Here is a 25964-nt window from a genome sequence, read left to right on the forward strand (position 1 = left end):
CGGTCGCGGGTGGTGATACCGCATCCGCCCTGGCTGCTGGTTGCCCGGTCGTGGTCAAGGGGCATTCCGCCCATCCGGGCACGGGCGAGATTGTCGCACAGGCGATTGATGCCGCGATCAAGAAATGCGGTGTGCATCCGGGTGTCTTCAGCCTCATTCAGGGTGGTAAACGCGATGTCGGCCAAAGCTTGGTGCAGCATCCGCTGATCAAGGCGGTTGGCTTTACCGGATCGCTTGGCGGTGGTCGTGCGCTTTATGATCTGTGTGCGGCCCGTCCGGAGCCGATCCCGTTCTTTGGCGAGCTCGGCTCGGTCAACCCGATGTTCCTGATGCCCAATGCTGTTAAGGCACGTGGGGCTGAAATCGGCAAGGGCTGGGCAGGGTCGCTCACCATGGGCGCGGGCCAGTTCTGCACCAATCCGGGTATCGCGGTTGTGATCGAAGGTCCGGATGCGGATGCATTCGTTGCCGCAGCCACAGAAGGTCTTTCGGGTGTTGGCCCGCAGACCATGCTGACCGATGGCATGGCGGAAACCTATCGCGCCGGGGCAAAACGCGTTGCCGCGACGTCGGGTGTGAAAGAAGTTCTGACCACGTCATGTGATCTGCGCAATGCTACGCCATATCTGTTTGAAACGACCGGTGAAAACTGGCTTGCCAACCATGAACTCGGCGAAGAGGTCTTTGGTCCGCTTGGTCTTGTGGTTCGGGTCAAGGATGTCGCGGAAATGCGCAAGATCGCCAAATCGCTTGAAGGTCAGCTGACCTGCACCCTGCATCTTGATGCAGCCGATGCTGCTGATGCCCGTTCGCTTCTGCCGATCCTTGAACACAAGGCAGGTCGCGTTCTGGCCAACGGTTTCCCGACCGGTGTGGAAGTATCTGACACCATGGTGCATGGCGGGCCATACCCGGCCTCGACCAACTTCGGGGCGACCTCTGTTGGCACGATGGCGATCCGCCGTTTCCTGCGTCCGGTCTGCTATCAGAACATCCCGACCGATGTTCTGCCAGCCGATATCGCCTGAGCAAGATCAGGATAGATCATCAAAAAAGCCGCTCCATCAGGGGCGGCTTTTTTTGCATTACAGCAAGTCTCTTTGCGCCAGATTGCGCAGAAGCGATGCTGGTTTCTTGTTTCACTTTGCCTTAATAAGCATATTCCTTGAACAGCGGATCAACTGATCCGTTCCATTCGGTTTCATACTTATCAAGGAATTCCTCAGCCAGAGTCCGGCCGCTTTCGGCAACGTCATCAAGGCTGTCAAGGAAGTGGCTTTCATCATCGCCGTAGCCATCCATGCGGCCACGGTTTTTAAGGCCCTGACGGGAAATCGCCAGAACCTCTTTGGACAGGTCCTGAACCGTGCCGTTCTTGAATTTGGTGGCAAGGGCGGTGCGCGGAACATCATTGCGAAGGGCTTCGCGTTCCTCGACCGACAGGTCCTTGACCAGATCCCATGCGGCATCAAGGGCGGCGTCATCATACAGCAGACCAACCCAAAGGGCCGGCAGCGCACAGATGCGCTTCCACGGGCCACCATCAGCACCACGCATTTCAAGGAACTTCTTAAGGCGTACTTCCGGGAAGGCCGTGGTCATGTGATCTGACCAGTCATTCATGGTCGGGCGTTCGCCCGGCACCACGTCAAGCTTGCCATCCAAGAAATCACGGAACGACTTGCCTGCCGCATCAATGTATTTGCCGTCGCGATAAACGAAATACATCGGCACATCGAGCATGTAGTCGACATAACGTTCAAAGCCGAAACCTTCTTCGAACACGAACGGCAGCATGCCGCAACGATCCGGGTCGGTATCGGTCCAGACGTTCGAACGTGCCGACATGAAGCCGCTTGGCTTGCCGTCAACAAACGGGGATGCCGCAAACAGAGCGGTCGCCACCGGCTGAAGCGCCAGCGACGTTTTGAACTTCTTGATCATGTCGGCTTCGGAGCTGAAGTCGAGATTGACCTGAATGGTCGAGGTTCGCAGCATCATGTCCAGACCAAGGCTTCCGACCTTGGGCATATATTGACCCATGATCTTGTAGCGGCCTTTGGGCATCCACGGGATGTCTTCACGCTTCCATTTCGGATTGTGACCGACGCCGAGCATATCAATGCCAAGCCCGTCGCAAATCTCGCGCACTTCGTGCAGGTGCGTGTGCACTTCACCACAGGTCTGGTGAATGTTTTTAAGCGGCGCACCGGAAAGCTCGATCTGCCCACCTGGTTCAAGCGAGACTGAACATTTGTCCTTGGTCAGCGCGATGACATTGCCGTTCTCAATGATCGGCTCCCAGTCATAATGCTCGGCCAGGGCGTTAAGCAGCATTTTGACGCCGCGTTCCCCTTCATAGGGGATGGGGCGAAGGTCATCGCGGGTGAAAGCGAATTTTTCGTGTTCGGTGCCGATGGCCCAGTCTTTTTTCGGCGTACAGCCGGACTCGAACCATTCGACAAGCTGGCGTCGGCTTTCGATTACCGGGCTATCGCCAGTGGAGGCGCTGACAGTCATAAGGGCTTCCCCTAATCTCTCGCAACGGGTCGGTGCGACCAATCGCCGATACGATCCTGAAATACGGTCAAAGCTGCGATTGCGGCCGTTTCGGCACGCAAGATACGCGGACCGAGACTTACAGGCGTTGCAAAAGGCTGTTTGCGGATACGTTCAAGTTCGTCGGCGCTAAAGCCGCCCTCGGGTCCAATCACGATTGCATGGTTAACAACATTGATATTGTCGATAAACGAGCCAGAGCCCTTTGCCAATAGTTGACTTAGCACTTCACCAATTGGTGACCCGGAACCGGTTTCATCACAAAACAGCAGATGGTGATTTTCCGGCACATTTGCGACCCAGTCGAGAAGACGCACAGGTTCGCAAACCTCAGGCACAGTCAGGCGCTCGCACTGCTCAGCCGCCTCGACAACCTGTGACTGCAAACGATCAAGGCGGACCTTGTCAGTGATGCCATGCTGGGTGATGACCGGTTGCAATCTTTCAACCCCAAGCTCGACCGCCTTTTCAATCAGGAAATCAAGACGTTGTTTTTTGATCGGTGCAAAAACAAGAGTCGGACCGACCTCATTGCCTTGTTCGCGCAATTGGCGCTCGACTGCGACGCTACCCTTCTTCTTGCGAAGCTCGCTGATCGTGCCAAGCCACTCCCCATCGAGGCCGTTAAAAATTTTTACCGGCGTTCCGGGCTTGAGGCGCATGACATGTTCGAGGTAATGAGACTGTTCAGGCGCAAGTTCGATTTCGCTATCGGCCATGATAGGATCACGAACGAAAAGGCGTTGGCGGGCACGCGTGGCATCAGCGGTCATAAAGGTCCCCAAAGCCGTTTTACGGCATCTTGAAAAAGTTTTTTATCAGATAGGCCAATTATGACACAGGTCAACCAGCCAATACAGACGTCCAAAAACGATATGCCACAGGATGGCTGGATTGATCGCTTCATGCCCGAACCTGTGCGCCCCTATCTGAAACTGCTGCGCCTCGATCGCCCGATTGGCACCTGGCTTTTGCTGCTGCCTTGCTGGTGGTCCACCGCCATGGCAGGCGGCCTGTCTGACGATATTGATGCCAAGCAGATCGTCATCATGATGGCCCTGTTCGGGATTGGCGCGATCATCATGCGTGGTGCTGGCTGCGTGATCAACGATCTGGCAGATCGCAATTTTGATGGCAAGGTTGAACGCACCACCACACGCCCGCTGCCAAGCGGTCAGGTCAAGGTTTGGCAGGCTTTGCTGTTCCTTGGCTTCATGATGTTGCTGGGGCTTGGCATTCTTGTGCAGTTCCGCGTTGAGGCGATCATCGTCGGCATCTGTTCGATCCCGATCATCATCACCTATCCGTTCATGAAACGGATCACCTATTGGCCGCAGGCCTGCCTTGGCCTTGCCTTTAACTGGGGTGCGTTGGTCGGGTGGGCGGCCGTCACCGGCACGGTCGAACCGGCTGCCATTTCGATGTACGCGGCGGGCTTTTTCTGGACGCTTGGCTATGACACCATCTATGCCCACCAGGACAAGGATGATGATGCCAAGATCGGTCTGAAATCACTGGCACTACGTCTGGGCGATGCCACCCCGAAATGGGCAAAGGGGTTCTATACCCTGACCACGCTTTTGCTGGGCATTTCTGGCATGCTGGCCGATTTGCACTGGTCCTATTTCGTGTTGCTGGGCTTAGCTGGCATTCACCTTGGCTGGCAGGTTGCCTCCGTCAAACTTGATGATGCGGCCAATTGCCTGAAGCGGTTCAAGTCCAACCGCGATTACGGATTGCTGGTCCTTGTTGCCATCGTGCTTTCGCATCTGATTGCCGTTGCCTAAACGCATACCCCCTTTCAAGGTGAACCGCTCATGAGCGACAATGTCTTTGCCGATGCACTGGTACCTGATGTCGATGATCCGCAATTTGCCGATCTGATCGAGACATTCACCGTCCCGGCCCGGGTGCCTTTGGCACCGGAAATCGAGATGTATCTGGCAACCCACATCACCCCGCTTTGGCAGGCGACCGAGGATATTTTGGGCGTGCTCGATATCCCGCCGCCCTATTGGGCCTTTGCATGGCCGGGTGGACAGGCCATCACGCGCTATATCCTTGATCACCCGGAACTGGTGCGCGGCAAGCGGGTGCTTGATTTTGCCTGTGGCGGTGGCATGCAGGCGATTGCCTGCGTTCAGGCCGAGGCAGCAGAAATTCTTGCCAATGACATCGATCCGGTCGCCATTACCGCGACCCGGCTCAACGCCAAGCATAATGGTGTCGAAATCCCGACTACGACCGAAAACCTTGTGGGAACATCGGCCCCGGAAAAGCGCTGGGATGTGATTTTTGCCGGTGACGTCTGTTACCAGCAGGATATGGCAAATGCTGTCTTGCACTGGCTGATGGCCGAAGCCCGCCTTGGCACCAAGGTCATTCTGGCCGATCCCGGCCGGACATACGCGCCGACACACAATATCGACGAACTTGAAACCTATGACGTGCCGGTCGACGTCGCAGTCGAAGACACTGACAGCAAGTTCACCCGGATTTGGCAGTTGCTCCCCGACCGCGCCTGAGTTCCCAGTCAAAACAAAAGCCCGGCAGACCAATCGGCATGCCGGGCTTTTGTATATCTGCGTCTGACTGTCCTACTTGACGAGACTTCTCACGCACTCGTTCAGTTCGGAAATGCCGCTAAACACAAACTGGATATTCTTCGAGATATCCTGTGTAACGCTTGTCTGCTCTTCAACCGCCGAGGCGATGGAATTGACATAATCGCTTACGGTATCTGCAGACGAGGAAATGCCCTGGGTCGAGGCGACAACACGGTGCGTGATGTCGATCATCGCCTGAATCTGGGTTTCGATCTCGTCGGTCGCACGCGCAGTCTGATTGGCAAGGTTTTTGACCTCGTTTGCAACCACTGCAAAGCCCTTGCCAGCCTCGCCCGCACGGGCCGCTTCAATCGTTGCGTTAAGCGCAAGCAGGTTCACCTGTTCGGCCAGATCACGAATGATTTGCACGACACCCGCCATTGATTCCGAGGTTGTTTCAAGATCCCCGCGAACTTCATTCGCCTCGCTGGTTTTGGCGACGATGTCGCGCATCTCCACCTGTGAGCGCTGCATGCTTTCGCTGATTTCCTGGATAGCTGCCAGCATTTCTTCAGACGCGCTGGCGACGGCTTCGGCACTTGAGCTTGATGTCTCGGAAAGGTCTTTGACTTTACGGCGAGCCTTAACCTGTTTGGTGATATCGGTCGCGAACTTGACGACCTTGAATGGCCGTCCATTCATGTCCATCACCGGGTTATAGCTCGCCTGAATCCAGACTTCACGTCCCCCTTTGCCAACGCGTTGGAATTCAGCCACCTTGTATTCACCACGACGCAATTCTTCCCAAAATGCTTTGTATTCGGGGCTTTTGGCATTTTGTGGGGTTACGAAAATGCTGTGATGCTTGCCCTGAATTTCGGACAGGTTATAGCCCATCGTCTTGAGGAAGTTTTCGTTGGCCGTCTGGATGGTGCCATCGAGGTCGAACGAAATCACGGCTTGCGACTTGTTGATGGCATCAATCTGCCCGGCGTAGTCGGCCGCCTGCAATTTGTTGGCCGTAATGTCCGTGGCATATTTCACGACCTTGAACGGCCGACCGGACATATCCATGATAGGGTTGTAGCTGGCCTGAATCCAGACTTCCTTGCCATCCTTGCCAAAACGCTGGAATTCGCGAGAAAGATGCTCACCGGCACGAAGGTGCGCCCAGAAATCTTGATATTCCGCACTGTTTGCGTATTCAGGGGTCACAAACATGCTGTGATGCTTGCCGACCACTTCTTTGTGCGTATAGCCCATCGCATTGAGGAAGTTCACATTGGCGCTCAAGATATTGCCCGAAAGGTCGAACTCGATCACTGCCTGCGATTTACCAATGGCCTCAATCTGTCCGGCATAGTCGGTGGCCTGTAGTTTACGCGCGGTGATATCGCTTGCGATCTTGATCACTTTGTAAGTCTTGCCAGCCTTGTTTACGACCGAGTTATACGTCGCCTGAATCCAGACTTCCCGCCCACCCTTGGCAAAGCGCTGATACTCGGCCGTGAAATAGGCCCCAGCCTCCATATTCGTCCAGAACTTCTGATAGTCTTCGGTTTTAACGAATTCCGGATCAACAAACATGCTGTGGTGCTTGCCGCGCACTTCCTCAAGCTCATAGCCCATTAGCTTGAGGAAATTCGGATTTGCGGTGATGATCGTGCCATCAACCTTGAACTCGATCGTCGCAAGCGACCTGTTGATCGCATTGATGACGTTTTTATCATCGGACTGGAAGCCGAACATGGCTGTCCCCCTTATAAGAACACACAGACTTACGCGCAGCGTGGACATACTGCGCGACCAGCTCCCCCAAAAGAGCTGCAGCAATTGCCAGCACCCTCAAGCGTCCGGTGCCGACGGGATTTAATTTTTAACTGATAGTTTTGAACAAGGTCCCAAGGACGGTTAACCCGACCTGACCCAACAACTCCGAATAAGTCACAAACCATAAATTATCAGAATTATATCAAGCACTTAATGAGTTATTTGATACCTTCAGCGGTATACATATGGGAGCTACTTCAAGGATAAAAAGGGGGTGATTTATTTTATTGTAAATTGCCCGGCCAGCGCGTTGCGCGCGGCTTGATCATCAATCATACGTAGTATGAACTCGGCCCGCATGGCTTGCTTTGCCCGTTTTGCGAAAAGCACCATGATTTCCCATTGGGCTTTGACCGGATAACGCCTGTTTTCCGCGCGAATGGCAGACAGCGCATAAATATCACCATGCCCGAAAACATGCCCGCGCACGGACTGGTACATCCCGATGTGATCGGGCCGCACACCGCAATCAAGTTCAAGATCACGGCCATGCAGTTGCTGATAACTGTAATGGGCAGGGACTGATTCGGTCACGTGCATATGGGCAAGCTGCCGGGCTGTCAGCCAGGTTATTGAAACCCGCACGCGTGTGCCCGGTGACGGTGCCAATGTTGCCGGAACCGCACCATAACCGGTCAAGTGCGTGGAATAGACAATGTCATGATGTTTAAGCCAGCCATGGGTGACCGGTATTTCATCAGACAGGTTCTGATGGGTGAATTTCCGGCTGAGCTGAACCGGTGCGCGATTTGATCCGACGGCCAGAACCGGGGTACGGCCCCTGATCAGGTCTGACACCTCGTCCGCGCGGATCTTGGAATACGCCCCACCCTTGAACAAAAAGTCATGATCGGGTGCCGCATAGGGATACAAAAACGCGCGCAGGAGTTCCTGCGCGCGTGGATGCTGTTCGATCTGTTCGCGCAGCACGGGATCCGTGACGAGTTGCGCATCAGATAACGAAAACATGTCTGGTCGGTCCGGCTCAGCCTTCTACGACGCGATAGCGATAGTTGCAGTCATCAACATGCTGCCACGCCAGTTTCGACCATGCTTTTTCTGCATCGCCGAAAGTCGCGAACGGGCCGTGGCGTTCTTCTTCGCCACCAACCGGGTTTTCAAAATCGGTGCTTTCATATTCGCCACCAACAACCCAGTATTCTTCAAGGCGTTCGATACGATAACGCGAATTTGCGTCGTCAACCGACTGCCAGGCCATTTTCGACCATTCCTGTTCCGCGTCTTCGAAGCTGCCAAACGGACCAATCTTGGTTTCTTCGCCAATTGGCTTTTCGAAACCGGTATCCTGATAGGTGCCCCCGATAACCCAGTATTTGGCCATCTGTGCGTCCTTCATGCTTTTGGTGAGTTGCCTGATCGCGTGTTGTGGGTCACGCGACTCAATTCCTTGCCCATGTATAACCAAATGATGCGCAGACCAAAACCGCAAAATTATGCATCCCCGTGCAACGCAGCATTGATCCTTCATGTAGGGATGGATCGATCCGGTTACAAATGACGTATTTGACAACAGCAAGGTTGTCCCGTCCCGCTCCGCGGCGTATGAAGACAATCAGGTTTCAAAGCTTTGCAGATGACAGGTGCCATGCCCTATCAATCCCTTCGTGACTTCATGGATGCGCTGGAAAAGTCCGGCCGCCTTGTCCGCGTCACCGAACCGGTTTCCCCCAATCTTGAAATGACAGAAATCCAGACCCGCCTTCTGGCCGAAGGCGGCCCGGCCGTTCTGTTTGAAAATGTCGTAGGCGATGACGGCAAAAAATATGACATGCCGGTTCTGGTCAACCTGTTTGGCACGGTCGATCGTGTGGCCGCGGGCATGAACCGCAAGCCTGAAGAACTGCGCGAAGTCGGTGAAACGCTGGCGTTCCTCAAACAACCCGAACCACCGGCCAGCATCCGCGAAGCGTTTTCGATGCTGCCGCTTGCCAAAACCGTCATGGCGATGAAGCCCAAAACGGTTTCAAAAGCCCCCTGTCAGGAAATCGTGCTTGAAGGCGATGACGTCGATCTTTCGAAAATCCCGGTTCAGTCCTGCTGGCCTGGCGAACCCGGCCCGCTGATCACCTGGCCGCTGGTCGTGACCCAAGGCCCAAGTGCTGGTGAAAAGGGTGGCGACAAGCGCGATGTCTTTAACCTTGGCATTTACCGCATGCAGGTACTTGGCAAAAACAAGACCATCATGCGCTGGCTGAAACATCGCGGTGGCGCACAGCATCATGCACGCTGGAAAAAGGAAAAGCGTGATCCGCTGCCGGCCGCCATCGTTCTGGGCGCTGATCCCGGGACGATCCTGGCCGCTGTCACGCCAGTTCCCGACACCCTTTCGGAATACCAGTTTGCCGGTCTTCTGCGCGGGGAAAAGGTTGAGCTGGTCGACTGCAAGACCGTCCCGCTCAAGGTACCAGCCACGGCCGAGATCATTCTTGAAGGCTATGTGTCGCTTGATGAATACGCGCCCGAAGGCCCGTATGGCGATCACACCGGGTATTACAATTCGGTCGAAGACTTCCCGGTCTTTACCGTCACCGCGATCACCATGCGCAAAAAGCCGATCTATCTATCGACCTTCACCGGTCGTCCGCCAGATGAGCCGTCGGTGCTGGGCGAGGCGCTCAACGACGTGTTTGTGCCGCTTCTCCAGCAGCAATTCCCGGAAATTGTCGATTTCTGGCTGCCGCCAGAGGGATGCAGCTATCGCATCGCGGTTGTGTCGATGAAGAAGGCCTATGCTGGCCATGCCAAGCGCGTGATGATGGGCGTCTGGTCGTTCCTGCGTCAGTTCATGTACACCAAATTCGTCATCGTTGTGGATGACGATATCGATGTGCGCGACTGGAAGGACGTGATGTGGGCGATCTCGACCCGGATGGACCCGGTGCGTGATATCACGACCGTCACCGAAACCCCAATTGACTACCTTGATTTCGCATCGCCGGTTTCCGGTCTTGGCGGCAAGCTTGGCCTTGATGCCACCAACAAGCTGCCCGGTGAAACCAACCGCGAATGGGGCGAAAAGATCTTTATGGAAGATGACATCATCGACCGTGTCGATCAGAAATGGGAACGCTACGGCCTGCCCGGCTCGGGCAAGAAAATCTGGCGGGACTGATCCCTAAAAGCCGTGAAACACCATATCGAGTGCGTTGGTGAGGGCGAAAACGTCTTCGAACTCACCAACTTTTTCACCGATTTCAGCCAGTCCAACCGTCGCAACAAACTGCGGTAGCAAAACCCAGTCTTCACCCCGGTCATCGCCACTGATACGTATGACGGGATTGAGCCGGTCGGCCGGGATGGTATATTCGGCAAGTGGTTTCAGAGGCACGACCACACGTGTCTGCAATTCAGATAGAAAATCTGACTGCACATCGACGATATAGCCATCCTCGAAACAGCAAATATCCCCCTTGGCCATCAGAATTTCCGGTGATGGGATAACGGTATGCCGTTTTTCGCGACATACCTATTGCTCGCCTCAAGGGCTGCCTTGTTTTGCTCTTTCCAGAGCTCCGCACGTTTCATCGAAATGGCATCGCGCAAGCCTGACTCAGCAGAGCGCGAAATATTGATCCCGAGCTTTTTGGCTTCTTTCAACAATTCAGCATCAAGACTGACATTCGTTGGCTTGCGCAGTTTGGCTTTAACGTCTGCCGTCATTTCGCAAACTCCATGTGCATATTTATGCGCATATTTTATCAGTAAACAGCTTTAAGCTCAATTTCTGAAAAACATCCAGTGATCGCCGTTTTCATCGGGCTTTTCGGAATAGTAGAACTGCGGCGCATCGCACATGAAATCATCAATGCGGATGGCGAAATTGCACATGTCCGCATCCCCCATGATTTCAGCCATATATTCCGTGCTGTTTTCCTGCCAGCTCATCACGGGTGGGGCCGTTTCATCGTAAACGCACAGCGCGAACTGTTCGGATTGTTCGAACGGAATGTAGCGAATTTCGCTTTGCGCCATGCCCCCATGATTGGTCACAAACAACAGGGCGAATTGCGGCCCTTCGGGACTATCAAGATCGACCCAGCCGGCAATCCGGTCGACCACATCATCGCAGGTGAAATCACCGATCAGCATCTGATGGCGATAGTTCCGGGCATATTGCCCGCCCTGCCAGCGCATCTCGCTATAAAGCTGCGCGCTTGATACCGGGTCGGTCTGACCGTTGGCATTAAGCTCCCAAACACCGCTATCTGTGCTGGTTTCGGGCTGCGCGGTTACCGGTTCTGCCTGTGTGTGATTGCACGCGGTCAACATCACCGAAACAGTGCCAGCCATCAGGCCTTGTCTTAAAAATCGCTTCGTCATCTCGTCCCCGTGCCATGGCATCTTTGGCGCCCATCTTGTGTGTTGTCGCCCACTATATCAGAAGCATTGGCGAAATCAGCATCGCCTTCACCCTTGCCCGTACGCGAAACGAAAACCACCTTTGTCACAGGTCGTCGATCGCGCTTGCAAACGGGGTTTGTGTTTCGCCCCTATGCGAATGCGATCTCGCCGCCTATAACGTAAGAAATTCATTCAAAGACCCATTTCGAGACAAGGGAGCCTCCATGCCCAAGACCGACATGACACTTGATCGCATCAATGACCTTCTGGCACAGGCAAAGAAAACCGGTGCAGACGATGCGGATGCCGTTTATGTCGAAGGCACATCGCTTTCGGTTGCCCAGCGCCTGGGCAAGATGGAGAAGCTTGAACGCTCAGAAGGTGCTGATCTTGGCCTGCGGGTTCTGATCGGCAAGAAGCAGGCAGTGGTATCGTCATCTGATACCAGTGACGCAGCGCTGAATGAGCTGGTCGAACGCGCCGTCGCCATGGCAAAAAATGCGCCGGAAGACCCCTATTGCGGGATCGCCGACTCAAGCGAGCTTGCCGAAAGCTTTGATGTCGAGGCACTTGAGCTTTGTGAACCGGGCGAAGTTGATCAGGACAAACTGATCGAATGGGCCAGCGCCTGTGAAGAAGCCGCCCGCTCGGTCGAGGGCATCACCAACTCCGAAGGATCCGAAGCCGGTTGGGGTCGCCATCAGATCACGTTGGCTGCGACCAACGGATTTGCCAATTCCTATGCCGGGTCGGGCAGCCATATCTCGGTCTCCGTTCTGGCGGGCACCGGTACGGGCATGGAACGCGATTACGATTATGACAGCGCGGTCTTTTCGACCGACCTGCGCGATCCGGTCGATATCGGCAAGAAGGCGGCTGAAAAGACCCTGCGTCGCTTGAACCCGCGTAAGGTCAAAAGCGCGCAGGTGCCGGTGATTTATGATCCGCGTGTATCGGCCTCGATCGTTGGGCATCTGTCGGGTGCGATCAACGGATCAGGCATTGCGCGTGGTACCAGCTTCCTGCTTGATGCCATGGGCAACGAGATCTTTGCCCCCCATATCAACATCATTGATGATCCGCATCGCAAACGCGGGCTTCGCTCCAAACCGTTTGATGCCGAAGGGGTGGCAAACCAGAAACGCCACCTGATCGAAAACGGGGCTCTGAAAACCTGGATCATGGATTTGCGTTCGGCCCGTCAGTTGGGTCTGAAGTCAACCGGTAACGCATCGCGTGGTGCCGGAAGCCTGCCGGGGCCGTCGACCACCAACCTTTACATGGAACCGGGCACCATTTCGCCCGAGGACATGATCAAGGACATCAAATCGGGCCTTTATATCACCGAGATGATCGGCAGCAGTGTCAATGGCGTCACGGGTGACTATTCACGCGGTGCGTCGGGTTACTGGATTGAAAATGGCGAGCTGGCCTATCCGGTGTCAGAAATCACCGTGGCCGGGAACCTGAAAGACATGTTCAAGACGGTTGTCCCCGCAAGTGACCTGACCTTCAAATACGGCACCAATGCGCCCACTCTTCGCATTGATGGCATGACGCTGGCCGGGCAATAGCACCGGCCTTTGTTGCCATCTGATCAAAAAAGAACGCCCGGTCCATTTGGCCGGGCGTTTTCAGTTCGGGTACTTGGGAGTTTCGGGTAGCCCGGTCGGGGTGGTGACCTACGCTGCCCGAATGGTACTGACAAAGCTGTCAGTCGCACCTTTCAGGGTGGTAAAGTTCTCAGACAAGGTGCTTACAGCGGTCAGAACGTCGCTTGACGCTGTGCCCGCCTCGGTTACGGCCTGAGAAACCGTAACGATGTTGGAGCTCACAACCGTTGCACCGGTTGCGGCTTGTTCGATGTTAAAGGCAATCTCGCGGGTTGCTGCCGACTGCTGTTCCACAGCAGAGGAAATCGACGCAACAATGCCTTCCATTTCGCTGATGGTTTTGCTGATCATGTCAATCTGGTTGGCAGCAAAACCGGTACGGCTTTGAACACTGTTGACCTGCGCGCGGATTTCCTCGGTCGCCTTGGCGGTCTGTGCTGACAGGGTTTTGACTTCGTTGGCAACAACCGCAAAGCCCTTGCCAGCATCACCGGCACGCGATGCCTCGATCGTCGCGTTCAGCGCGAGCATATTGGTCTGATCGGAGATATCGCTGATCAGCTTAAGAACCTGATCAATATTGTTCGATGCTTCGACCAGCTCCTGAATACCGCGCATGGTTTCACGCGCCTGATCAACCGCTTTTTTGGCCACCTCGGTCGAAAAGACAACCTGACGGTTGATTTCCTCGATAGAGGAATTGAGCTCCTCGGTCGCAGACGCAACAGAGTCGACATTGCCACTTGCCTGTTCACTGGCGGATGCGACAGCCGTTGTCTGCTCGGACGCGGCATTTGCGATCTGCGACATGCCGGTTGCGGTTGCCTGCAGCTCCACCGCGGCGGCCGCAACAGCTTCGATGATGCTGCCGACACTGGTGGTAAAGCTATCCGCGGTCTGGTTCATGAATAGACGCTGCTGTTCCTTGGTCCGCGCTTCCTGTGCACGGGCTTCGGCTTCAAGTTCGTCATTGCGAAGGGCATTGGTTTTGAAAACCTGAACCGCTTTTGCCATCTGACCAATTTCGTCCTTGCGGGTTTGCCCCGGGATATCGACCGTAAGGTCATGATCGGCGAGTTTGCGCATGATCCCGGTGATGGCAACAATCGGGCGTGACAAACGATCCCCCATGACCCAGGCCAGGATCATGCCAAGGACTGCACCACTGATCGAGGCGATCAGGATTTCGTTTTCGGCCAGGATGATTTCGGCAACGACCTTTTCAAAGACGTTGTGTTCTGCAACGACGAGTTCGTGTTTCAGAGATTCCGCATCGGCAATGATGCCTTCGGATGCTTCACGCATCGTGCCATGCACGGTGGCGACAATTTCAAGCTCGTCGGCACGCACCTTGTCAAATACCTGACGGTAATCGGCAAACAGTTCCTTGGCGTCCTCAAGGACAGCAGAAAGGTCACCAGAAAGCGGCTGATCGCCGATGCGCGTCAGTGCGGTTTCAAGCTTGGCAAATTCATCAGCGGATTTGACACCGAAACTGTCATCCTGTCGGCCAATCAGGATATTGGCGTAAAGCCGTGCCAGAAGGGCATGCTCACGTGCTGCGACAGCGCGTTTGAGAAGCTCCATATCGCCGGTGTTCTGCGCATGGGTTACAAGCTTGTCGAGATCGGCAACGATCTTGATCCCGTCCGGTTCAAGGCGATCAAGGATCAGGGAATGATATTCGTCGCTCAGGCTTTTGGCCGCAGTGAAGCTGGCAAGATATACATCAAGTTCGTGGGCAATATGTTCGATCCGCTGGCGGTGCTCTTCAGCCACGAACTGTGACTGCGCGTCTTTGAGCATCAATTCAAGCTGCTTGGCATAGGTAAACACCGCTTCGGCATCTTCGGGATGGGCGGTGTTGGCAAATTCGCGCGCATGACTGTTAAAGCGCAGGAATTGGGTTTCGATCTCGCCGATCAGCGATGCCTCTTCGACGTAAAGGGCATATTCGTCCACATCGTGTGATACCGCGACGAAGGTAAAGTAAGCAAAGCCAAGTGCGGCAATCAGAATTGCCAGAACCACAGCAAAACCGGCCAGAATTTTTGATTTTATTTGCATGTTAGCCAACATACCTGTGTTGAGAACCAAAGCAGAGGACCCCGAAACCATCGTCAAACTCCTTGGAAGGCGCGACATTCGTCTACGCTCACTGCTGCGATCTAATGGAATTTCCCCCGCTCCCAATATCCTCAAATGAGGAGGCAACATTCTCTGCATTGCCTTAAGATTAAGGTGGGAAAAGGAAATTCAACTTCAAGGACCCAAAACTTTTGCATCACAAAAAGATCATAAGCTACACAACACAAGGGTTCGCGACCGATCCGCGCACGGGATGGCAGCCGCGCAGGAAGCGCGTTAAAATTTTTGAAATTCAAATATTTCCTGGTGCCTAATCCGCAGCGATCCGAAGCATATCTTGCGCCGGCTGGTCTGTTTTGGCGGTCAAATCAGCATAGGCTGGCGGTACCATCAAGCGCACCGGATAGGGTGACAAACTGATTTCACAGGGAAGTTTGCCAGCACTTTCCCCGTCAATCTGAAGCGGAGCTGGGCCGCAATGGCTTGTGATCGTGATGCGCTCAGAGCGGACCACCGAAACGTCACTTTGGGCATGCAACCGATTGAGTGTCAGTGCCAGACCATAACGCGACAAGGCCCCAATACCGTTGCCTGGCATCATCACCACATCAAGACTGTTGGCGGTCAGGCTGGCGTCGGGCGAGATAATGAACGCGCCGCCATAATGGCGCGCATGGGTTACAACAACGCCAGATACCCGATAATTTTCCCGACCGATATTGACTTCAAAATCGCGATGGCGCGGGAAGAAGATATTCCTTAGGCCTTCAAGGACGTAGGCCCCCTTGCCGATCAGACGTTTAAGACGCAGCGACACATTGGCGACTGTGTCGGCATCGGCCCCCATGCCAACCATCAAAAAGAAAGCCCGACCATTGACCAGCCCCGGGCGCACCCAGACCATGCCGGGATTGTTGATATACTCGGCAATCGCACGTGCCTTAATTTCAAGCCCTACCTCAACCGCCAGAACATTGGCGGTCCCAAGTGGGATGATGCCCAATGGCGGCACTTCGTGGCCTTCAATCTGGGCGTCAAGCAACCCGTTAAGGGCTTCGTTCAGGGACCCGTCGCCACCAGCAACAAACAGGCGTTGATGAGCACGGACCTTGCGCGCCAGTTCACGGGCGTGACCGGGATGAGTGGTCTGAAGCAATTCCACCTTGATACCGGCATGCTGCAATATCTGGGACAAGAACCGCTGTTTATTGCCCCCTGCGCGTGGATTGAAGATGACAGTCACATCCGCTTCGGTCATTTGGACCTACTTCCGAAATAAAAATGAAATAAATTTTTCATGCGCTCTATCATATGAAATAAAACATGTAACAGTTGCTTTACAGAACCGCGAAATTTCTGTGAACGGGTTATATAATCGATCGATTTGTTTTAAACGGATACTGGTTGGGGACAGTATTCGGCAAGACAAATTGTCGAATTCCAGCCATCCTTTTGGCAGGATACGGAGGAGCGGCAATGACAGCGATGACGCTGCAACCGCATTACCGCACGGTCTGGATTTCAGACGTCCATCTGGGGACACGTGGATGTCAGGCAGACCTTCTATTGGATTTCCTCAATGAAGTAACGGCAGACACCTATTATCTGGTGGGTGATATCATTGACGGCTGGCGCCTCAAGAAAAGCTGGTACTGGCCGGAAAGCCATCATGCCGTGATCACGACAATCATGGAAAAGGCAAAGAATGGCGCCAAAGTCATCTTCGTCCCCGGAAACCATGATGAATTTGCCCGCGAATTTGTCGATATGACATTTGGCCATGTCGACGTCAGAATGAACGATATCCACGTCACCGCAGATGGCAAGCGCCTTCTCGTTATTCACGGCGATGAATTTGACGGGGTCGTCAAATATGCCAAGTGGCTGGCTTACCTTGGTGACACGGCCTACAACCTGGCCATCGCACTCAACCGCTATTTTAACGGCATTCGCCGCCGTCTCGGGTACGGGTACTGGTCGCTTTCGGCCTATCTCAAGAACCGGGTCAAAAACGCGGTTCAGTTCATCTGCAATTTCGAAAATGCCGTCGCCCACGAAGCCGCCAAACGCAAGGTGGATGGCGTGGTCTGCGGGCATATCCATCACGCGGAAAAACGCGAGATCGGCGATGTCCTGTATTGCAATGACGGTGACTGGGTCGAAAGCTGCACCGCCCTTGTCGAAGACAAGGATGGCAAGCTTGAACTGCTGCACTGGGCTGAAATGCGCCAGATGGCGATGAGCCATTCAAGCCCTGGCCACGACGCTGTTGGCGCACCGTCACTTGGTCTTGGCAAACTGATTTCCATATTCCGCACCGCCCACAGCGCGGGCAACTCTGCATCGGGTTCTTCGAAAAAGGGCAATGATGCACCGATTGGAAAGACTGCATGAAAATACTGATCGTAACCGATGCCTGGTATCCGCAGGTCAACGGTGTTGTCCGTACCCTTGAAACCGTACGCGGCGAGCTGGGCGAGATGGGGCATGATGTTCATGTCATCTCGCCCGATCAGTTCAAGACCATCCCCTGCCCGACCTATCCGGAAATCCGGCTGGCCCTGTTTGCCAAACGCAAAATGGCCAAAATGATTGAGGCCCTTCATCCGGTTGCCATTCACATATCAACCGAAGGCCCCCTGGGTCAGGCAGCGCGTGCTTATTGCCTGAAAAACAACATTCCGTTCTCGACCGCCTATCACACGCGCTTCCCGGAATATATTCATGCCCGCTGGCGCCTGCCGCTTTCGATCCTGTATCGCGGCATGAAGCATTTCCACGGCAAGTCGCAATCGGTGATGGTGGCAACCGAAACCCTGCGTCAGGAACTGGCGGACTGGGGTTTCCCGAACCTTCATATCTGGTCGCGCGGTGTGGACCTTGATCTGTTCCGCCCTCGGCCAGAGGCCAGCTTTGGCGACTTCCCGAAACCACACTGGTTGTTTGTCGGCCGTGTGGCGGTAGAAAAGAATATCGGCCATTTCCTTGATCTTGACCTGCCCGGCACGAAGTTCGTGGTGGGGGATGGACCACAACTGGCCGAGCTTAAGGGCAAATATCCCAACGCGCAGTTTCTGGGCAAAAAGGTTGGCGAAGAACTTGCTACCGCCTTTGCTGCGGCTGATGTTTTTGTCTTCCCAAGCAAGACCGATACATTCGGCCTTGTGATCCTTGAGGCACTGGCATCGGGCACCCCGGTTGCCGTCTTCCCGGTGCAGGGGCCCGCCGACATCGTACGCGGCACCAAGGCCGGTGCAATTGACGCCGATCTGCGTGAAGCCGCCCTCGCAGCCCTAGAGCTAAAAAGCGAAGATGCCCGCGCACTGGCAGAACAATATAGCTGGCGCAATTCCGCCAACCAGTTCCTGCACAATCTCGCACCGTTTTCCGGCGGGTTTGACGGCATTGAGGCCATCCGTATTTCACTGGATGACGCGGCAAACGCAAGCACACCAACATCAACGGCAGCTGCCCCGGATCATGATGCGGACACCACCGCAGGCAAGGCACCTATTGGGCAACCCGCCCAATAGGCTGCATGCTTGATTAGCGATAAAGGCTTTTACGCAAGGTGCGGTATGCCCAAAGACCGTTAAGCGCATCCGTGCCCAGCCAACGCCGGAACGGACGCAGTAACAGATAAACCGGACGCAGGAGCCGGATCACCTTACGGAGCGGCACCAGTTGCGGGGCATCTTCGCCGGCGGTCTGCACATACGCCTGCCAGCCGGCACGCAGCAGTTCCGGGCGTTTTTTGAATTCGCGCTGGATTGAAAAGACAAACAGCAAAACATCACGCGCCTGCGCGTCAATCAACGGCATGCGGGCGTTCGGATCTTCTTCGAAATCAATAAATCCTATCTGGCCATCTTCACGCAGGGTCATGTTGCGCAAGAGCGGCGCACCATGTGCGATGCCTTCGCCGTGCAGACGTGCGAGCGCTGTACCCGCCGCGACAACATGGGCACGGATGGCGTCATCATCGCCCTTTTGCACGTCATCATCGATGCAGCTTTGCAAGATGCGGCCATTATCGCCGATGGCAATCCAATTTTCGCCAACATCAATCAGGTCGGGAACCAGCACGCCAAGGGCGGTGAGCTTGCGCAAGGTTGCCGCTTCGCTTTCAAGTCCTTCTTGCCCGCCAGGCGACACTGTCGGGCGCAGCAATGGAATGCCGGTAATGTTGGCAGCAAAGCGTTGAACACGATGCCAGACCTTGTGCTTGGCAGGGACCGATTGCTTCACCCAGATGCGCCGGTTCTCCCAGCGCAGCGGGAAAACGCGTGCACCCACGCCCTGGGCAAGGGTATGTTCGACAAGTGCGTGGAGTTGCTCGTTCATTTATTTGTCTTATATGTCGCTGCGCGGTCACCGCATGCACAGTCGATTTTGTGTCCCGAATACGCGCGCTGCGGCTTGCCGCCTATGGCCGGTCATGATAGCAACAGCGCGTGCACTTAAATCATATTTTGCAGCCATATCCATAGAGATAGTATCACGTTGATACAACGTGGAAATGGCTTCGAAGATCAGGAACAGATTATTGCCCAAGAATTCCCTCGACCATACCGCAGAACATTGGGGCACATGGCCGCTGGTCAAACGCATCGTTCAGGATGCTGTGGCACCCTATTTCGGCAAGATCCTTCTTGCGCTTCTGTGTATGGCGGCGATGGCCGGTGCGACCGGCCTTTATGCGCTTTTGATGGATCCGATCATCAACGATGTTTTCATCAGCAAGCAGGAAAACATGCTTGTGCCGGTCGGGGCGGCTGTTCTTGGATCCTTCGCGCTCAAGGGCTTTGCCAACTATGGCCAAACGGTCCTGATGAGCTATGTCGGCGGGCGTATTCTGGCTGATCTGCAAAACAGTCTTTATGAACATGTCATTCGGCTTGATATCGGTTTCTTCCATAGCACCAATACCGGCAAGCTGATCACGCGTTTCACTAATGACATCACCGCGATGCGCGCAGCCGTTTCAAACTCGCTCACCGGGTTTGGCAAGGATCTCCTGACCGCCACGGTGCTGATCGGTGTGATGTTCTACAAGGACTGGCTGCTTGCGATCATTGCCTTTACCGTATTCCCCGCTGCGATCTATCCGATTGCGCGACTGGGTAAACGTATGCGCAAGGTTTCCGCCAATACCCAGCAACAGATTGGCGAATTCGCCACCCTGCTTGAACAGACCTTCCAGGGCATTCGCCATGTGAAGGCATACGGTATGGAGCCCTATGAATGTTCGCGCATGGGCAAGCTGGTTGAAACCGTCTTCAAACTGAGCTTCAAGGCATCGACCGTCAGCGCACGGTCGTCCCCCATCATGGAAACGCTGGGTGGTGCGGCGATTACCGCAATCATCATTTATGGCGGCAGCCGCGTGATCGATGGTGCGAGTGACCCGGGCAGCTTCTTTGCCTTTATCACCGCCCTTCTTCTGGCCTATGAGCCGGTCAAGCGTCTGGCAAATATCAACATCACCTTGCAGCAGGGCCTTGCTGCGTCCCAGCGTGTCTTTACGGTTCTGGATATCGAACCTGAAATTAAGGACGCCCCGGATGCCAAGGACCTTGTCGTTTCGGGTGGCAACATCAACTTCAAGAACGTTGCCTTTTCCTACAACCCGGAAATCACGGCACTCCGCGAGATTGATCTCGATATCAAGGCGGGCGAAACCGTGGCCCTTGTCGGCCCGTCAGGTGCTGGTAAATCAACCATTCTGAACCTGATCCCGCGTTTCTATGACATTAGTCAGGGTGCGATCACCATCGATGGTCAGGATATCCGCAATGTGACGCTTGAAAGCCTGCGCAAGGCGACCGCCCTTGTCAGTCAGGAAATCACCCTGTTTGATGATACCGTGCGCGCCAACATCGCCTATGGCCGGGCCGGTGCATCCGATGCAGAGATTGAGCAGGCCGCAAAACAGGCAGCAGCCCATGACTTCATCGGTCAGCTTGAACACGGCTATGACACCATTGTGGGTGAACATGGCGTAAAGCTTTCGGGTGGGCAGCGCCAGCGTATCGCCATTGCACGTGCGATGCTCAAAAACGCTCCGATCTTGTTGCTTGATGAAGCCACATCCGCCCTTGATACGGAATCCGAACGCCATATTCAGGGGGCTTTGGCCGAACTGATGAAGGGGCGCACCACGCTTGTGATTGCACACCGTCTGTCGACCATCGTTGATGCCGACAAGATTTGCGTGATCAGCAACGGTCGCGTGACCGAACAGGGCAAACACGAAGAATTGCTCGAACTGGGAGGGGCTTACGCCCATCTCTATAACTTGCAATTCTCGGAAGAAAACGGAAACTGATCCGGGCAACTTCGGGACAATCGGGCGTGCAGTGGCATAAACGGATCATAAAAAGCGACACAATGCGCAGCTTCATGTGCTGGCTTGCGGCTGGCTATGTGCGTCTTGTGCGTTTGACCGGCCGTTGGCGTACCGATGGTGGCGATTTGCCTACGCAATATCTGGCAGAAGGCAAACCGTTCATCGTTGCCTTCTGGCATCAGCGTCTTTTGATGATGCCCTATACCTGGCGCTCGGTCGGTGGTGATCATCCGTTCCGGATGCTGATTTCATCGCATCGCGATGGCGAAATTATCTCACGCACCGTTGCCTATTTCGGGATTGATACCATCGCCGGATCGACCGGTGTTGGCAAAGGTGGTGCCGCCGCACTTCGCCAGATCCTCAAGGCGCTTAAGGCAGGTGACGTCGTCGGCATGACGCCGGATGGCCCGCGCGGACCGCGCATGCGCGCCTCTGACGGCGTCATTCAGGCAGCCCGCATGGCCGGCGTGCCGATTTTTCCGCTGACCTATTCCGCTTCCAGTCGGAAGATCTTTCAAAGCTGGGATCGCTTTGTCCTGCCGCTGCCTTTTTCGCGCGGTGTATTTCATTGGGGCGCGCCGGTCTTTGTCGACCGAAAACTTGATGAAGTAGGCCTTGAAGCCAAGCGGATTGAGCTTGAAGACGCGCTTACCCGGCTTACCCAGGACACCGATAGCAAGCTTGGCCTTGAACCAATCCCGCCAGCAGCGCCCGATGAATTGCCCAAGCAAAAGCGATCTGCCATGGCGGCGGGGGATACCGGGTCATGAGCCTGTTTTATGCTTATCGCGCCGCCACCCGTCTTCTCGGCCCGGTCGTGAACCTTTATCTCAACCGGCGCAAGAACCGTGGCAAGGAAGATGCCGGCCGCATTGGTGAACGCTTTGGGCATCCCGGTGCCGCCCGCTCGAAAGGTCATCTGGTCTGGATACATGGCGCCAGTGTTGGTGAATCCCTCTCGGCCCTGCCGGTGATTGATGAAATCCGCCGTCGATACCCAGAAGCTTCCATTCTGGTCACTACCGGCACAGTCACCTCGGCAACCATGATGCATGCCCGCCTGCCCAAGGGCGTCATTCATCAGTTCGTGCCAATTGATCGACAGGTCTGTGTCGCAAGGTTCCTGCATCATTGGAAACCCGATGTTGCGCTTTGGCTTGAAAGCGATTTCTGGCCCAACCTTCTGACCAAGGCAAAAAAGGCTGGCGTCAAGCTGGCCCTTTTGAACGGCCGTATCTCGGAAAAGAGTTTCAAGGGCTATTCCCGCTATCCATCGTTCATTCGTCCGGTGATCTCTGCCTTTGATCTGATCCTGACCCAAGGGGATGACGAAACCACCCGCTTTGAAAGCCTTGGCGCAGGTTCCGTGCAGGCTGTCGGCAATCTGAAATTTGCCGCCCCGCCTTTGCCCGCCGATGAGATCGAACTGGCAAAGCTTCAGGAACAGATCGGCAGTCGTCCGGTCTGGCTGGCATCAAGCACATTTAAGGGCGAAGAACATATTGCCGGCGAGGTACACAAGAAACTCGCCAAGGACCACAGCGGTGTTTTGACCATCATCGTCCCGCGCCATCCCGATCGGGCAGATGACATTGAAGCCGACCTGATTGCGCAGGGACTTCAGGTATCACGTCGCAGTCTTGGCCATGACATCACGCCGGGCACCGATGTTTATCTTGCCGATACCATGGGTGAGCTTGGCCTGTTTTACCGCATTGCGCCGATTGTCTTCATGGGCAAGACGCTTTGTGCCAGTGGCGGTCAGAACCCGCTTGAACCGGCACGGCTTAACTGTGCGATCCTGCATGGCCCGGATATGAGCAACTTTGCCGCGATCAGCAGCGAGATGTTGGCCTGTGGCGCCTGCCGCCCGGCAGCAGACGCCGATGATTTGGCGCGTCAGGTTGCCGCCCTTCTGCGTGAACCGGAAACCGCCGGGAAAATCGCCAAGGCCGCACTGGATTACGCAAATTCCAAGGCCGAAGTTCTTGATCGCACCATGGATGCCCTGCGCCCCCTGATGGCGCAAAAGGACATCAAAGAGGTGGATCATGCGTGATCCGGAATTCTGGCAACATGACGGTATCATCCCGAAACTCCTTAGCCCGCTTTCGGCCGCTTGGCGGGCCGGTGCCTGTTTTCGCAAACTGACCACCACCCCACGTCATCCGGGTTGCCCGGTCTTTTGCGTTGGCAATTTCACTGTAGGTGGCGCCGGAAAGACCCCGACTGCAGTCGCGCTTTATGAGCTCCTGACAAACCTTGGCCGTACCCCACATTTTGTCAGCCGCGGCTATGGCGGATCCCTTGAAGGGCCGCACCGGGTTGATGCAAACACCGATACTGCCGCCAAGGTTGGCGACGAACCGCTACTGCTTGCCCAACACGGCCCGGCCTGGATTTCACGCAACCGCGCATTGGGGGCGGAAATGGCCCGCGATGCCGGGGCTGATGCGATCATTCTTGATGACGGTTTGCAAAACCCGACCCTGATCAAGGATTGCAGCTTTGCGGTCATCGACAGCAGTTATGGCATCGGCAATGGCCGCGTCATGCCCGCCGGACCGATGCGTGAAACGCTGATCAGTGGTCTGGAAAAGGTGCGCGCGATCATTCTGATTGGCGATCAGACACCGGAATTCATCACCCACCTGCCTGCTTCTGTCCCGGTGTTACGGGCGGCAGTTGAGCCAACCAATGCGGCAGAATTCGATCGGGCCCGCGTTCTGGCCTTTGCCGGTATTGGGCGGCCATCCAAATTCTATGACAGCCTCAGACAGACTGGTGCGCAGATTGTTGAAACCCGTGATTTCGCCGATCACTATCCCTTCACGTCTGAGGAACTGACAACCTTGCGTGCAGACGCCACAAGGCTTGGTGCCAAACTTGTCACTACGCAAAAAGATCTGATGCGCTTGCCAATATCGGAGCGGGACGGCATAAGCAGTCTCGACATTCGTTTGGTGTTTGACGCACCAGATCAGCTTGCCCGTATCGTGACCTCAGTACTTGCCGATGGATAAGAACAGCAAACTCTACAAAATGCGCCAAAAATACCTGTCTCACCCGCTGCAGGGGTTTGGGGCGTATCTGGCTTATTGGATGTTTGCGCTGATGCCGATTGATATGGCATCGGCCTTTGGCGGCTGGCTTTTGCGTACACTTGGCCCCAAGGTCGGCCAGACGAAAAAGGCACGCAACAATCTGGTCGCCGCCTTCCCGGAAAAATCCCCCGAAGAGATCGATCAGATTATTATCGGTATGTGGGACAATCTTGGCCGTTCGATTGCGGAAATCCCGCATTTACACAAGATGCGGCCGGGCGGGCCGCGAATCGAGGTGGTCGGTCTTGAAAACGGCCTTGCGAGCAAAACCGACGACAAGCCCGGCCTGTTCTTTTCCGGTCACATCGGGAACTGGGAAGCAACCATGTGCATCGCCGAAGCACTTGGCATGGATATGATGAGTGTCTATCGCGCACCGGATAATCCCTGGGTCGAGAACCTGTTCATGCGGGCGAGAAAAACCTTCAAAGGCAAACTGGTCAAAAAGGGTCCAGAAGGTGCGCGCAAGCTAACACGTTACCTGAAAGACGGCGGCCATGCCTGCATGCTGGTAGATCAAAAAATGACCGATGGTATCGCCGTGCCATTTTTTGGCAGAGACGCGATGACAGCCCCGGCATTGGCACAGTTTGCGATCAAGTACGATGCACCGATTATTCCAGTTCGTTCAGAACGTCTGGAAGGTGCGCATTTCCGCGTCACCTTCTATCCAGCACTTGAAGTCACCAAAACCGGGGATCGACGTGCAGATATTCTCGCTATCATGACCGATGTGAATGCTACGATGGAATCCTGGATCCGCGAACGACCGGAACAATGGCTTTGGCTGCATCGGCGCTGGCCGAAGTAAATTCTCCTGCAAGTGAATTGATCGGGGCATTAACCGAATAGGAACCCTGTTGACGCAGACTGACTGTCCATCGCCTGTCGACCGCGTCTTAGGAGCCCACCTTTCTTGCGCCGCTTGCTGATCATAATGTGCCTTATCCTTGCAGGGTCGCTCTTTGTTGCGTGGCCAACGATGGCGCTTGATCAGGATGATACGACCATTCGCGATACGGCGCGCGATATCCGGCTGCGGATTTCGGAACTGGACCAGCAACTCAAGGAGCATCTCAGGCGTGCGCTTGAGGAATTCGGCACCCGACAAGTCGAATGCACATCAGACCAACCGCGCAAGACCCTCTCAGAATGCGTCGAGGTTGATGCCCGCGATCTGACCCGGACCACCATCACAATTGCCTCTGCCGGGCAGGATGACGCCAATCTTCTTGATGATCTGGCCGATACCGAGGAACGCTTTGCCCTGTTCACCCGTGAAATGAACAAGACAAACGACCTTCTGGCCCGTGCGGGCGCCAAGCTTTATCTCAACAGCCTTGATGTTGCCCCGGAAATGGATCAGTTGCGTCGCGACGTGATTGTCTATGTCGAGCGCAAGCAGGCCTATGAACTCCGCACCAAGCAGGCGCTTCTGATCGCCACCGTTGCCATCATTCTGGTTGCGATCTTCTCGCTAATTTTTGCCGTTGTTCAGCGTTTCAGATAG

General features: G+C 55.0%; 24 protein-coding genes. 13 read left to right on the forward strand and 11 right to left on the reverse strand.

The annotated features are described in order from the left end of the window. Window positions 1-1028: aldehyde dehydrogenase (NADP(+)) (locus UF64_RS02025; RefSeq protein ID WP_044826966.1), on the forward strand; the 1028-nt coding region annotated here is incomplete at its 5' end. Window positions 1029-1149: 121 nt separating this feature from the next. Here UF64_RS02025 and UF64_RS02030 read toward each other — a convergent pair. Both UF64_RS02030 and UF64_RS02035 read right to left on the reverse strand, forming a co-directional pair. After that, window positions 1150-2520 carry a glutamate--cysteine ligase gene (locus UF64_RS02030; RefSeq protein ID WP_044826967.1) on the reverse strand — a complete coding sequence of 457 codons (1371 nt, stop codon included), beginning with the start codon at window positions 2518-2520 and terminating at the stop codon, window positions 1150-1152. Window positions 2521-2531: 11 nt separating this feature from the next. Next, window positions 2532-3332, reverse strand: coding sequence for a 16S rRNA (uracil(1498)-N(3))-methyltransferase (locus UF64_RS02035; protein ID WP_044826968.1), 801 nt, complete (start codon window positions 3330-3332; stop codon window positions 2532-2534). A 60-nt stretch (window positions 3333-3392) separates the two neighbouring features. Here UF64_RS02035 and ubiA point away from each other — a divergent pair, with 60 nt between their 5' ends. Beyond that, window positions 3393-4346 carry a 4-hydroxybenzoate octaprenyltransferase gene (gene ubiA / locus UF64_RS02040; RefSeq protein ID WP_044826969.1) on the forward strand — a complete coding sequence of 318 codons (954 nt, stop codon included), beginning with the start codon at window positions 3393-3395 and terminating at the stop codon, window positions 4344-4346. A 30-nt stretch (window positions 4347-4376) separates the two neighbouring features. Then, entirely contained in the window at window positions 4377-5084 is a 708-nt protein-coding gene (locus UF64_RS02045) for a methyltransferase (protein ID WP_044826970.1), read from the forward strand. Between the two features lie 72 nt (window positions 5085-5156). On the opposite strand, the gene UF64_RS02050 is transcribed toward UF64_RS02045, so the two are convergent. The 3 genes from UF64_RS02050 to UF64_RS02060 all read right to left on the reverse strand — a co-directional run bounded on the left by UF64_RS02050 (window position 5157) and on the right by UF64_RS02060 (window position 8292). After that, entirely contained in the window at window positions 5157-6854 is a 1698-nt protein-coding gene (locus UF64_RS02050) for a PAS domain-containing methyl-accepting chemotaxis protein (protein ID WP_044826971.1), read from the reverse strand. A gap of 300 nt (window positions 6855-7154) precedes the next feature. Continuing rightward, a complete protein-coding gene (locus tag UF64_RS19565) occupies window positions 7155-7904 on the reverse strand; it encodes a hypothetical protein (protein WP_052657412.1) in 750 nt (249 codons plus the stop codon). Window positions 7905-7920: 16 nt separating this feature from the next. Further along, window positions 7921-8292: a DUF4170 domain-containing protein gene (locus UF64_RS02060; protein WP_235284932.1), complete on the reverse strand. Its 372-nt coding sequence runs from the start codon at window positions 8290-8292 to the stop codon at window positions 7921-7923. A 249-nt stretch (window positions 8293-8541) separates the two neighbouring features. Between UF64_RS02060 and UF64_RS02065 the strand changes: the two genes are divergently transcribed. Beyond that, a complete protein-coding gene (locus UF64_RS02065) occupies window positions 8542-10068 on the forward strand; it encodes a UbiD family decarboxylase (RefSeq protein WP_044827288.1) in 1527 nt (508 codons plus the stop codon). Between the two features lie 3 nt (window positions 10069-10071). Here the strand turns inward: UF64_RS02065 and UF64_RS02070 are convergent, their stop codons facing one another. Genes UF64_RS02070 through UF64_RS02080 form a run of 3 tightly spaced genes read right to left on the reverse strand, consistent with a single transcriptional unit; the run spans window position 10072 to window position 11246 of the window. Further along, window positions 10072-10374 (reverse strand): CcdB family protein, encoded by a 303-nt coding sequence (locus UF64_RS02070; RefSeq protein WP_044826972.1) that lies wholly within the window; start codon window positions 10372-10374, stop codon window positions 10072-10074. Next, a complete protein-coding gene (locus UF64_RS02075) occupies window positions 10374-10616 on the reverse strand; it encodes a type II toxin-antitoxin system CcdA family antitoxin (protein ID WP_044826973.1) in 243 nt (80 codons plus the stop codon). The genes UF64_RS02070 and UF64_RS02075 overlap by 1 nt, the downstream gene beginning before the upstream one ends. 57 nt (window positions 10617-10673) lie before the next feature. Continuing rightward, the gene (locus tag UF64_RS02080) at window positions 10674-11246 is read right to left on the reverse strand and encodes a hypothetical protein (RefSeq protein ID WP_200892626.1); all 573 of its coding nucleotides are present in this window, start codon (window positions 11244-11246) and stop codon (window positions 10674-10676) included. Between the two features lie 275 nt (window positions 11247-11521). Between UF64_RS02080 and UF64_RS02085 the strand changes: the two genes are divergently transcribed. Further along, window positions 11522-12871 (forward strand): TldD/PmbA family protein, encoded by a 1350-nt coding sequence (locus UF64_RS02085; protein WP_044826975.1) that lies wholly within the window; start codon window positions 11522-11524, stop codon window positions 12869-12871. 108 nt (window positions 12872-12979) lie between these two features. Here UF64_RS02085 and UF64_RS02090 read toward each other — a convergent pair whose 3' ends face one another. Both UF64_RS02090 and UF64_RS02095 read right to left on the reverse strand, forming a co-directional pair. Continuing rightward, window positions 12980-14977 carry a methyl-accepting chemotaxis protein gene (locus UF64_RS02090; RefSeq protein WP_052657413.1) on the reverse strand — a complete coding sequence of 666 codons (1998 nt, stop codon included), beginning with the start codon at window positions 14975-14977 and terminating at the stop codon, window positions 12980-12982. Window positions 14978-15308: 331 nt separating this feature from the next. Continuing rightward, complete coding sequence (locus UF64_RS02095; protein ID WP_044826976.1) at window positions 15309-16256, reverse strand: diacylglycerol kinase family protein; 948 nt, start codon at window positions 16254-16256, stop codon at window positions 15309-15311. Window positions 16257-16474: 218 nt separating this feature from the next. Here UF64_RS02095 and UF64_RS02100 point away from each other — a divergent pair, with 218 nt between their 5' ends. Together UF64_RS02100 and UF64_RS02105 are read left to right on the forward strand one after the other, a co-directional pair. Beyond that, window positions 16475-17392 (forward strand): UDP-2,3-diacylglucosamine diphosphatase, encoded by a 918-nt coding sequence (locus tag UF64_RS02100; protein ID WP_044826977.1) that lies wholly within the window; start codon window positions 16475-16477, stop codon window positions 17390-17392. Then, entirely contained in the window at window positions 17389-18531 is a 1143-nt protein-coding gene (locus tag UF64_RS02105) for a glycosyltransferase family 1 protein (protein WP_044826978.1), read from the forward strand. Before UF64_RS02100 ends, UF64_RS02105 begins: the two co-directional genes overlap by 4 nt. Window positions 18532-18544: 13 nt before the next feature. Here UF64_RS02105 and UF64_RS02110 read toward each other — a convergent pair whose 3' ends face one another. Further along, window positions 18545-19342 carry a hypothetical protein gene (locus UF64_RS02110; protein WP_044826979.1) on the reverse strand — a complete coding sequence of 266 codons (798 nt, stop codon included), beginning with the start codon at window positions 19340-19342 and terminating at the stop codon, window positions 18545-18547. A gap of 175 nt (window positions 19343-19517) precedes the next feature. On the opposite strand from UF64_RS02110, the gene UF64_RS02115 reads away from it, so the two are divergent. The 6 genes from UF64_RS02115 to UF64_RS02140 all read left to right on the forward strand — a co-directional run bounded on the left by UF64_RS02115 (window position 19518) and on the right by UF64_RS02140 (window position 25964). Continuing rightward, entirely contained in the window at window positions 19518-21326 is a 1809-nt protein-coding gene (locus UF64_RS02115; protein ID WP_044826980.1) for an ABC transporter ATP-binding protein, read from the forward strand. Between the two features lie 62 nt (window positions 21327-21388). Continuing rightward, complete coding sequence (locus UF64_RS02120) at window positions 21389-22120, forward strand: lysophospholipid acyltransferase family protein (protein ID WP_044826981.1); 732 nt, start codon at window positions 21389-21391, stop codon at window positions 22118-22120. Continuing rightward, window positions 22117-23409: a 3-deoxy-D-manno-octulosonic acid transferase gene (locus tag UF64_RS02125; protein ID WP_044826982.1), complete on the forward strand. Its 1293-nt coding sequence runs from the start codon at window positions 22117-22119 to the stop codon at window positions 23407-23409. Before UF64_RS02120 ends, UF64_RS02125 begins: the two co-directional genes overlap by 4 nt. After that, window positions 23402-24373, forward strand: coding sequence for a tetraacyldisaccharide 4'-kinase (lpxK, locus tag UF64_RS02130; protein ID WP_044826983.1), 972 nt, complete (start codon window positions 23402-23404; stop codon window positions 24371-24373). Before UF64_RS02125 ends, lpxK begins: the two co-directional genes overlap by 8 nt. After that, entirely contained in the window at window positions 24366-25265 is a 900-nt protein-coding gene (locus UF64_RS02135) for a lauroyl acyltransferase (RefSeq protein WP_044826984.1), read from the forward strand. The genes lpxK and UF64_RS02135 overlap by 8 nt, the downstream gene beginning before the upstream one ends. A 171-nt stretch (window positions 25266-25436) precedes the next feature. Beyond that, the gene (locus UF64_RS02140; RefSeq protein ID WP_235284933.1) at window positions 25437-25964 is read left to right on the forward strand and encodes a hypothetical protein; all 528 of its coding nucleotides are present in this window, start codon (window positions 25437-25439) and stop codon (window positions 25962-25964) included.

It is taken from the genome of Thalassospira sp. HJ, assembly GCF_000948415.1.
Taxonomy (GTDB): Bacteria; Pseudomonadota; Alphaproteobacteria; order Rhodospirillales; family Thalassospiraceae; genus Thalassospira.

Bases quoted from the DNA above. Each gene is read 5' to 3' on its own strand.
- UF64_RS02080 (WP_200892626.1), bottom strand. From the start codon at position 11,246: ATGGCTGGCACTGTTTCGGTGATGTTGACCGCGTGCAATCACACACAG.
- UF64_RS02050 (WP_044826971.1), bottom strand. From the start codon at position 6,854: ATGTTCGGCTTCCAGTCCGATGATAAAAACGTCATCAATGCGATCAAC.
- UF64_RS02125 (WP_044826982.1), top strand. From the start codon at position 22,117: ATGAGCCTGTTTTATGCTTATCGCGCCGCCACCCGTCTTCTCGGCCCG.
- UF64_RS02070 (WP_044826972.1), bottom strand. From the start codon at position 10,374: ATGGCCAAGGGGGATATTTGCTGTTTCGAGGATGGCTATATCGTCGAT.
- UF64_RS02110 (WP_044826979.1), bottom strand. From the start codon at position 19,342: ATGAACGAGCAACTCCACGCACTTGTCGAACATACCCTTGCCCAGGGC.
- UF64_RS02045 (WP_044826970.1), top strand. From the start codon at position 4,377: ATGAGCGACAATGTCTTTGCCGATGCACTGGTACCTGATGTCGATGAT.
- UF64_RS02035 (WP_044826968.1), bottom strand. From the start codon at position 3,332: ATGACCGCTGATGCCACGCGTGCCCGCCAACGCCTTTTCGTTCGTGAT.
- UF64_RS02140 (WP_235284933.1), top strand. From the start codon at position 25,437: ATGGCGCTTGATCAGGATGATACGACCATTCGCGATACGGCGCGCGAT.
- UF64_RS02065 (WP_044827288.1), top strand. From the start codon at position 8,542: ATGCCCTATCAATCCCTTCGTGACTTCATGGATGCGCTGGAAAAGTCC.
- UF64_RS02030 (WP_044826967.1), bottom strand. From the start codon at position 2,520: ATGACTGTCAGCGCCTCCACTGGCGATAGCCCGGTAATCGAAAGCCGA.
- UF64_RS02135 (WP_044826984.1), top strand. From the start codon at position 24,366: ATGGATAAGAACAGCAAACTCTACAAAATGCGCCAAAAATACCTGTCT.
- UF64_RS02060 (WP_235284932.1), bottom strand. From the start codon at position 8,292: ATGAAGGACGCACAGATGGCCAAATACTGGGTTATCGGGGGCACCTAT.
- UF64_RS02075 (WP_044826973.1), bottom strand. From the start codon at position 10,616: ATGACGGCAGACGTTAAAGCCAAACTGCGCAAGCCAACGAATGTCAGT.
- UF64_RS19565 (WP_052657412.1), bottom strand. From the start codon at position 7,904: ATGTTTTCGTTATCTGATGCGCAACTCGTCACGGATCCCGTGCTGCGC.
- UF64_RS02120 (WP_044826981.1), top strand. From the start codon at position 21,389: ATGCGCAGCTTCATGTGCTGGCTTGCGGCTGGCTATGTGCGTCTTGTG.
- UF64_RS02090 (WP_052657413.1), bottom strand. From the start codon at position 14,977: ATGCAAATAAAATCAAAAATTCTGGCCGGTTTTGCTGTGGTTCTGGCA.
- UF64_RS02085 (WP_044826975.1), top strand. From the start codon at position 11,522: ATGCCCAAGACCGACATGACACTTGATCGCATCAATGACCTTCTGGCA.
- UF64_RS02115 (WP_044826980.1), top strand. From the start codon at position 19,518: ATGGCTTCGAAGATCAGGAACAGATTATTGCCCAAGAATTCCCTCGAC.
- UF64_RS02105 (WP_044826978.1), top strand. From the start codon at position 17,389: ATGAAAATACTGATCGTAACCGATGCCTGGTATCCGCAGGTCAACGGT.
- UF64_RS02095 (WP_044826976.1), bottom strand. From the start codon at position 16,256: ATGACCGAAGCGGATGTGACTGTCATCTTCAATCCACGCGCAGGGGGC.
- lpxK (WP_044826983.1), top strand. From the start codon at position 23,402: ATGCGTGATCCGGAATTCTGGCAACATGACGGTATCATCCCGAAACTC.
- UF64_RS02100 (WP_044826977.1), top strand. From the start codon at position 16,475: ATGACAGCGATGACGCTGCAACCGCATTACCGCACGGTCTGGATTTCA.
- ubiA (WP_044826969.1), top strand. From the start codon at position 3,393: ATGACACAGGTCAACCAGCCAATACAGACGTCCAAAAACGATATGCCA.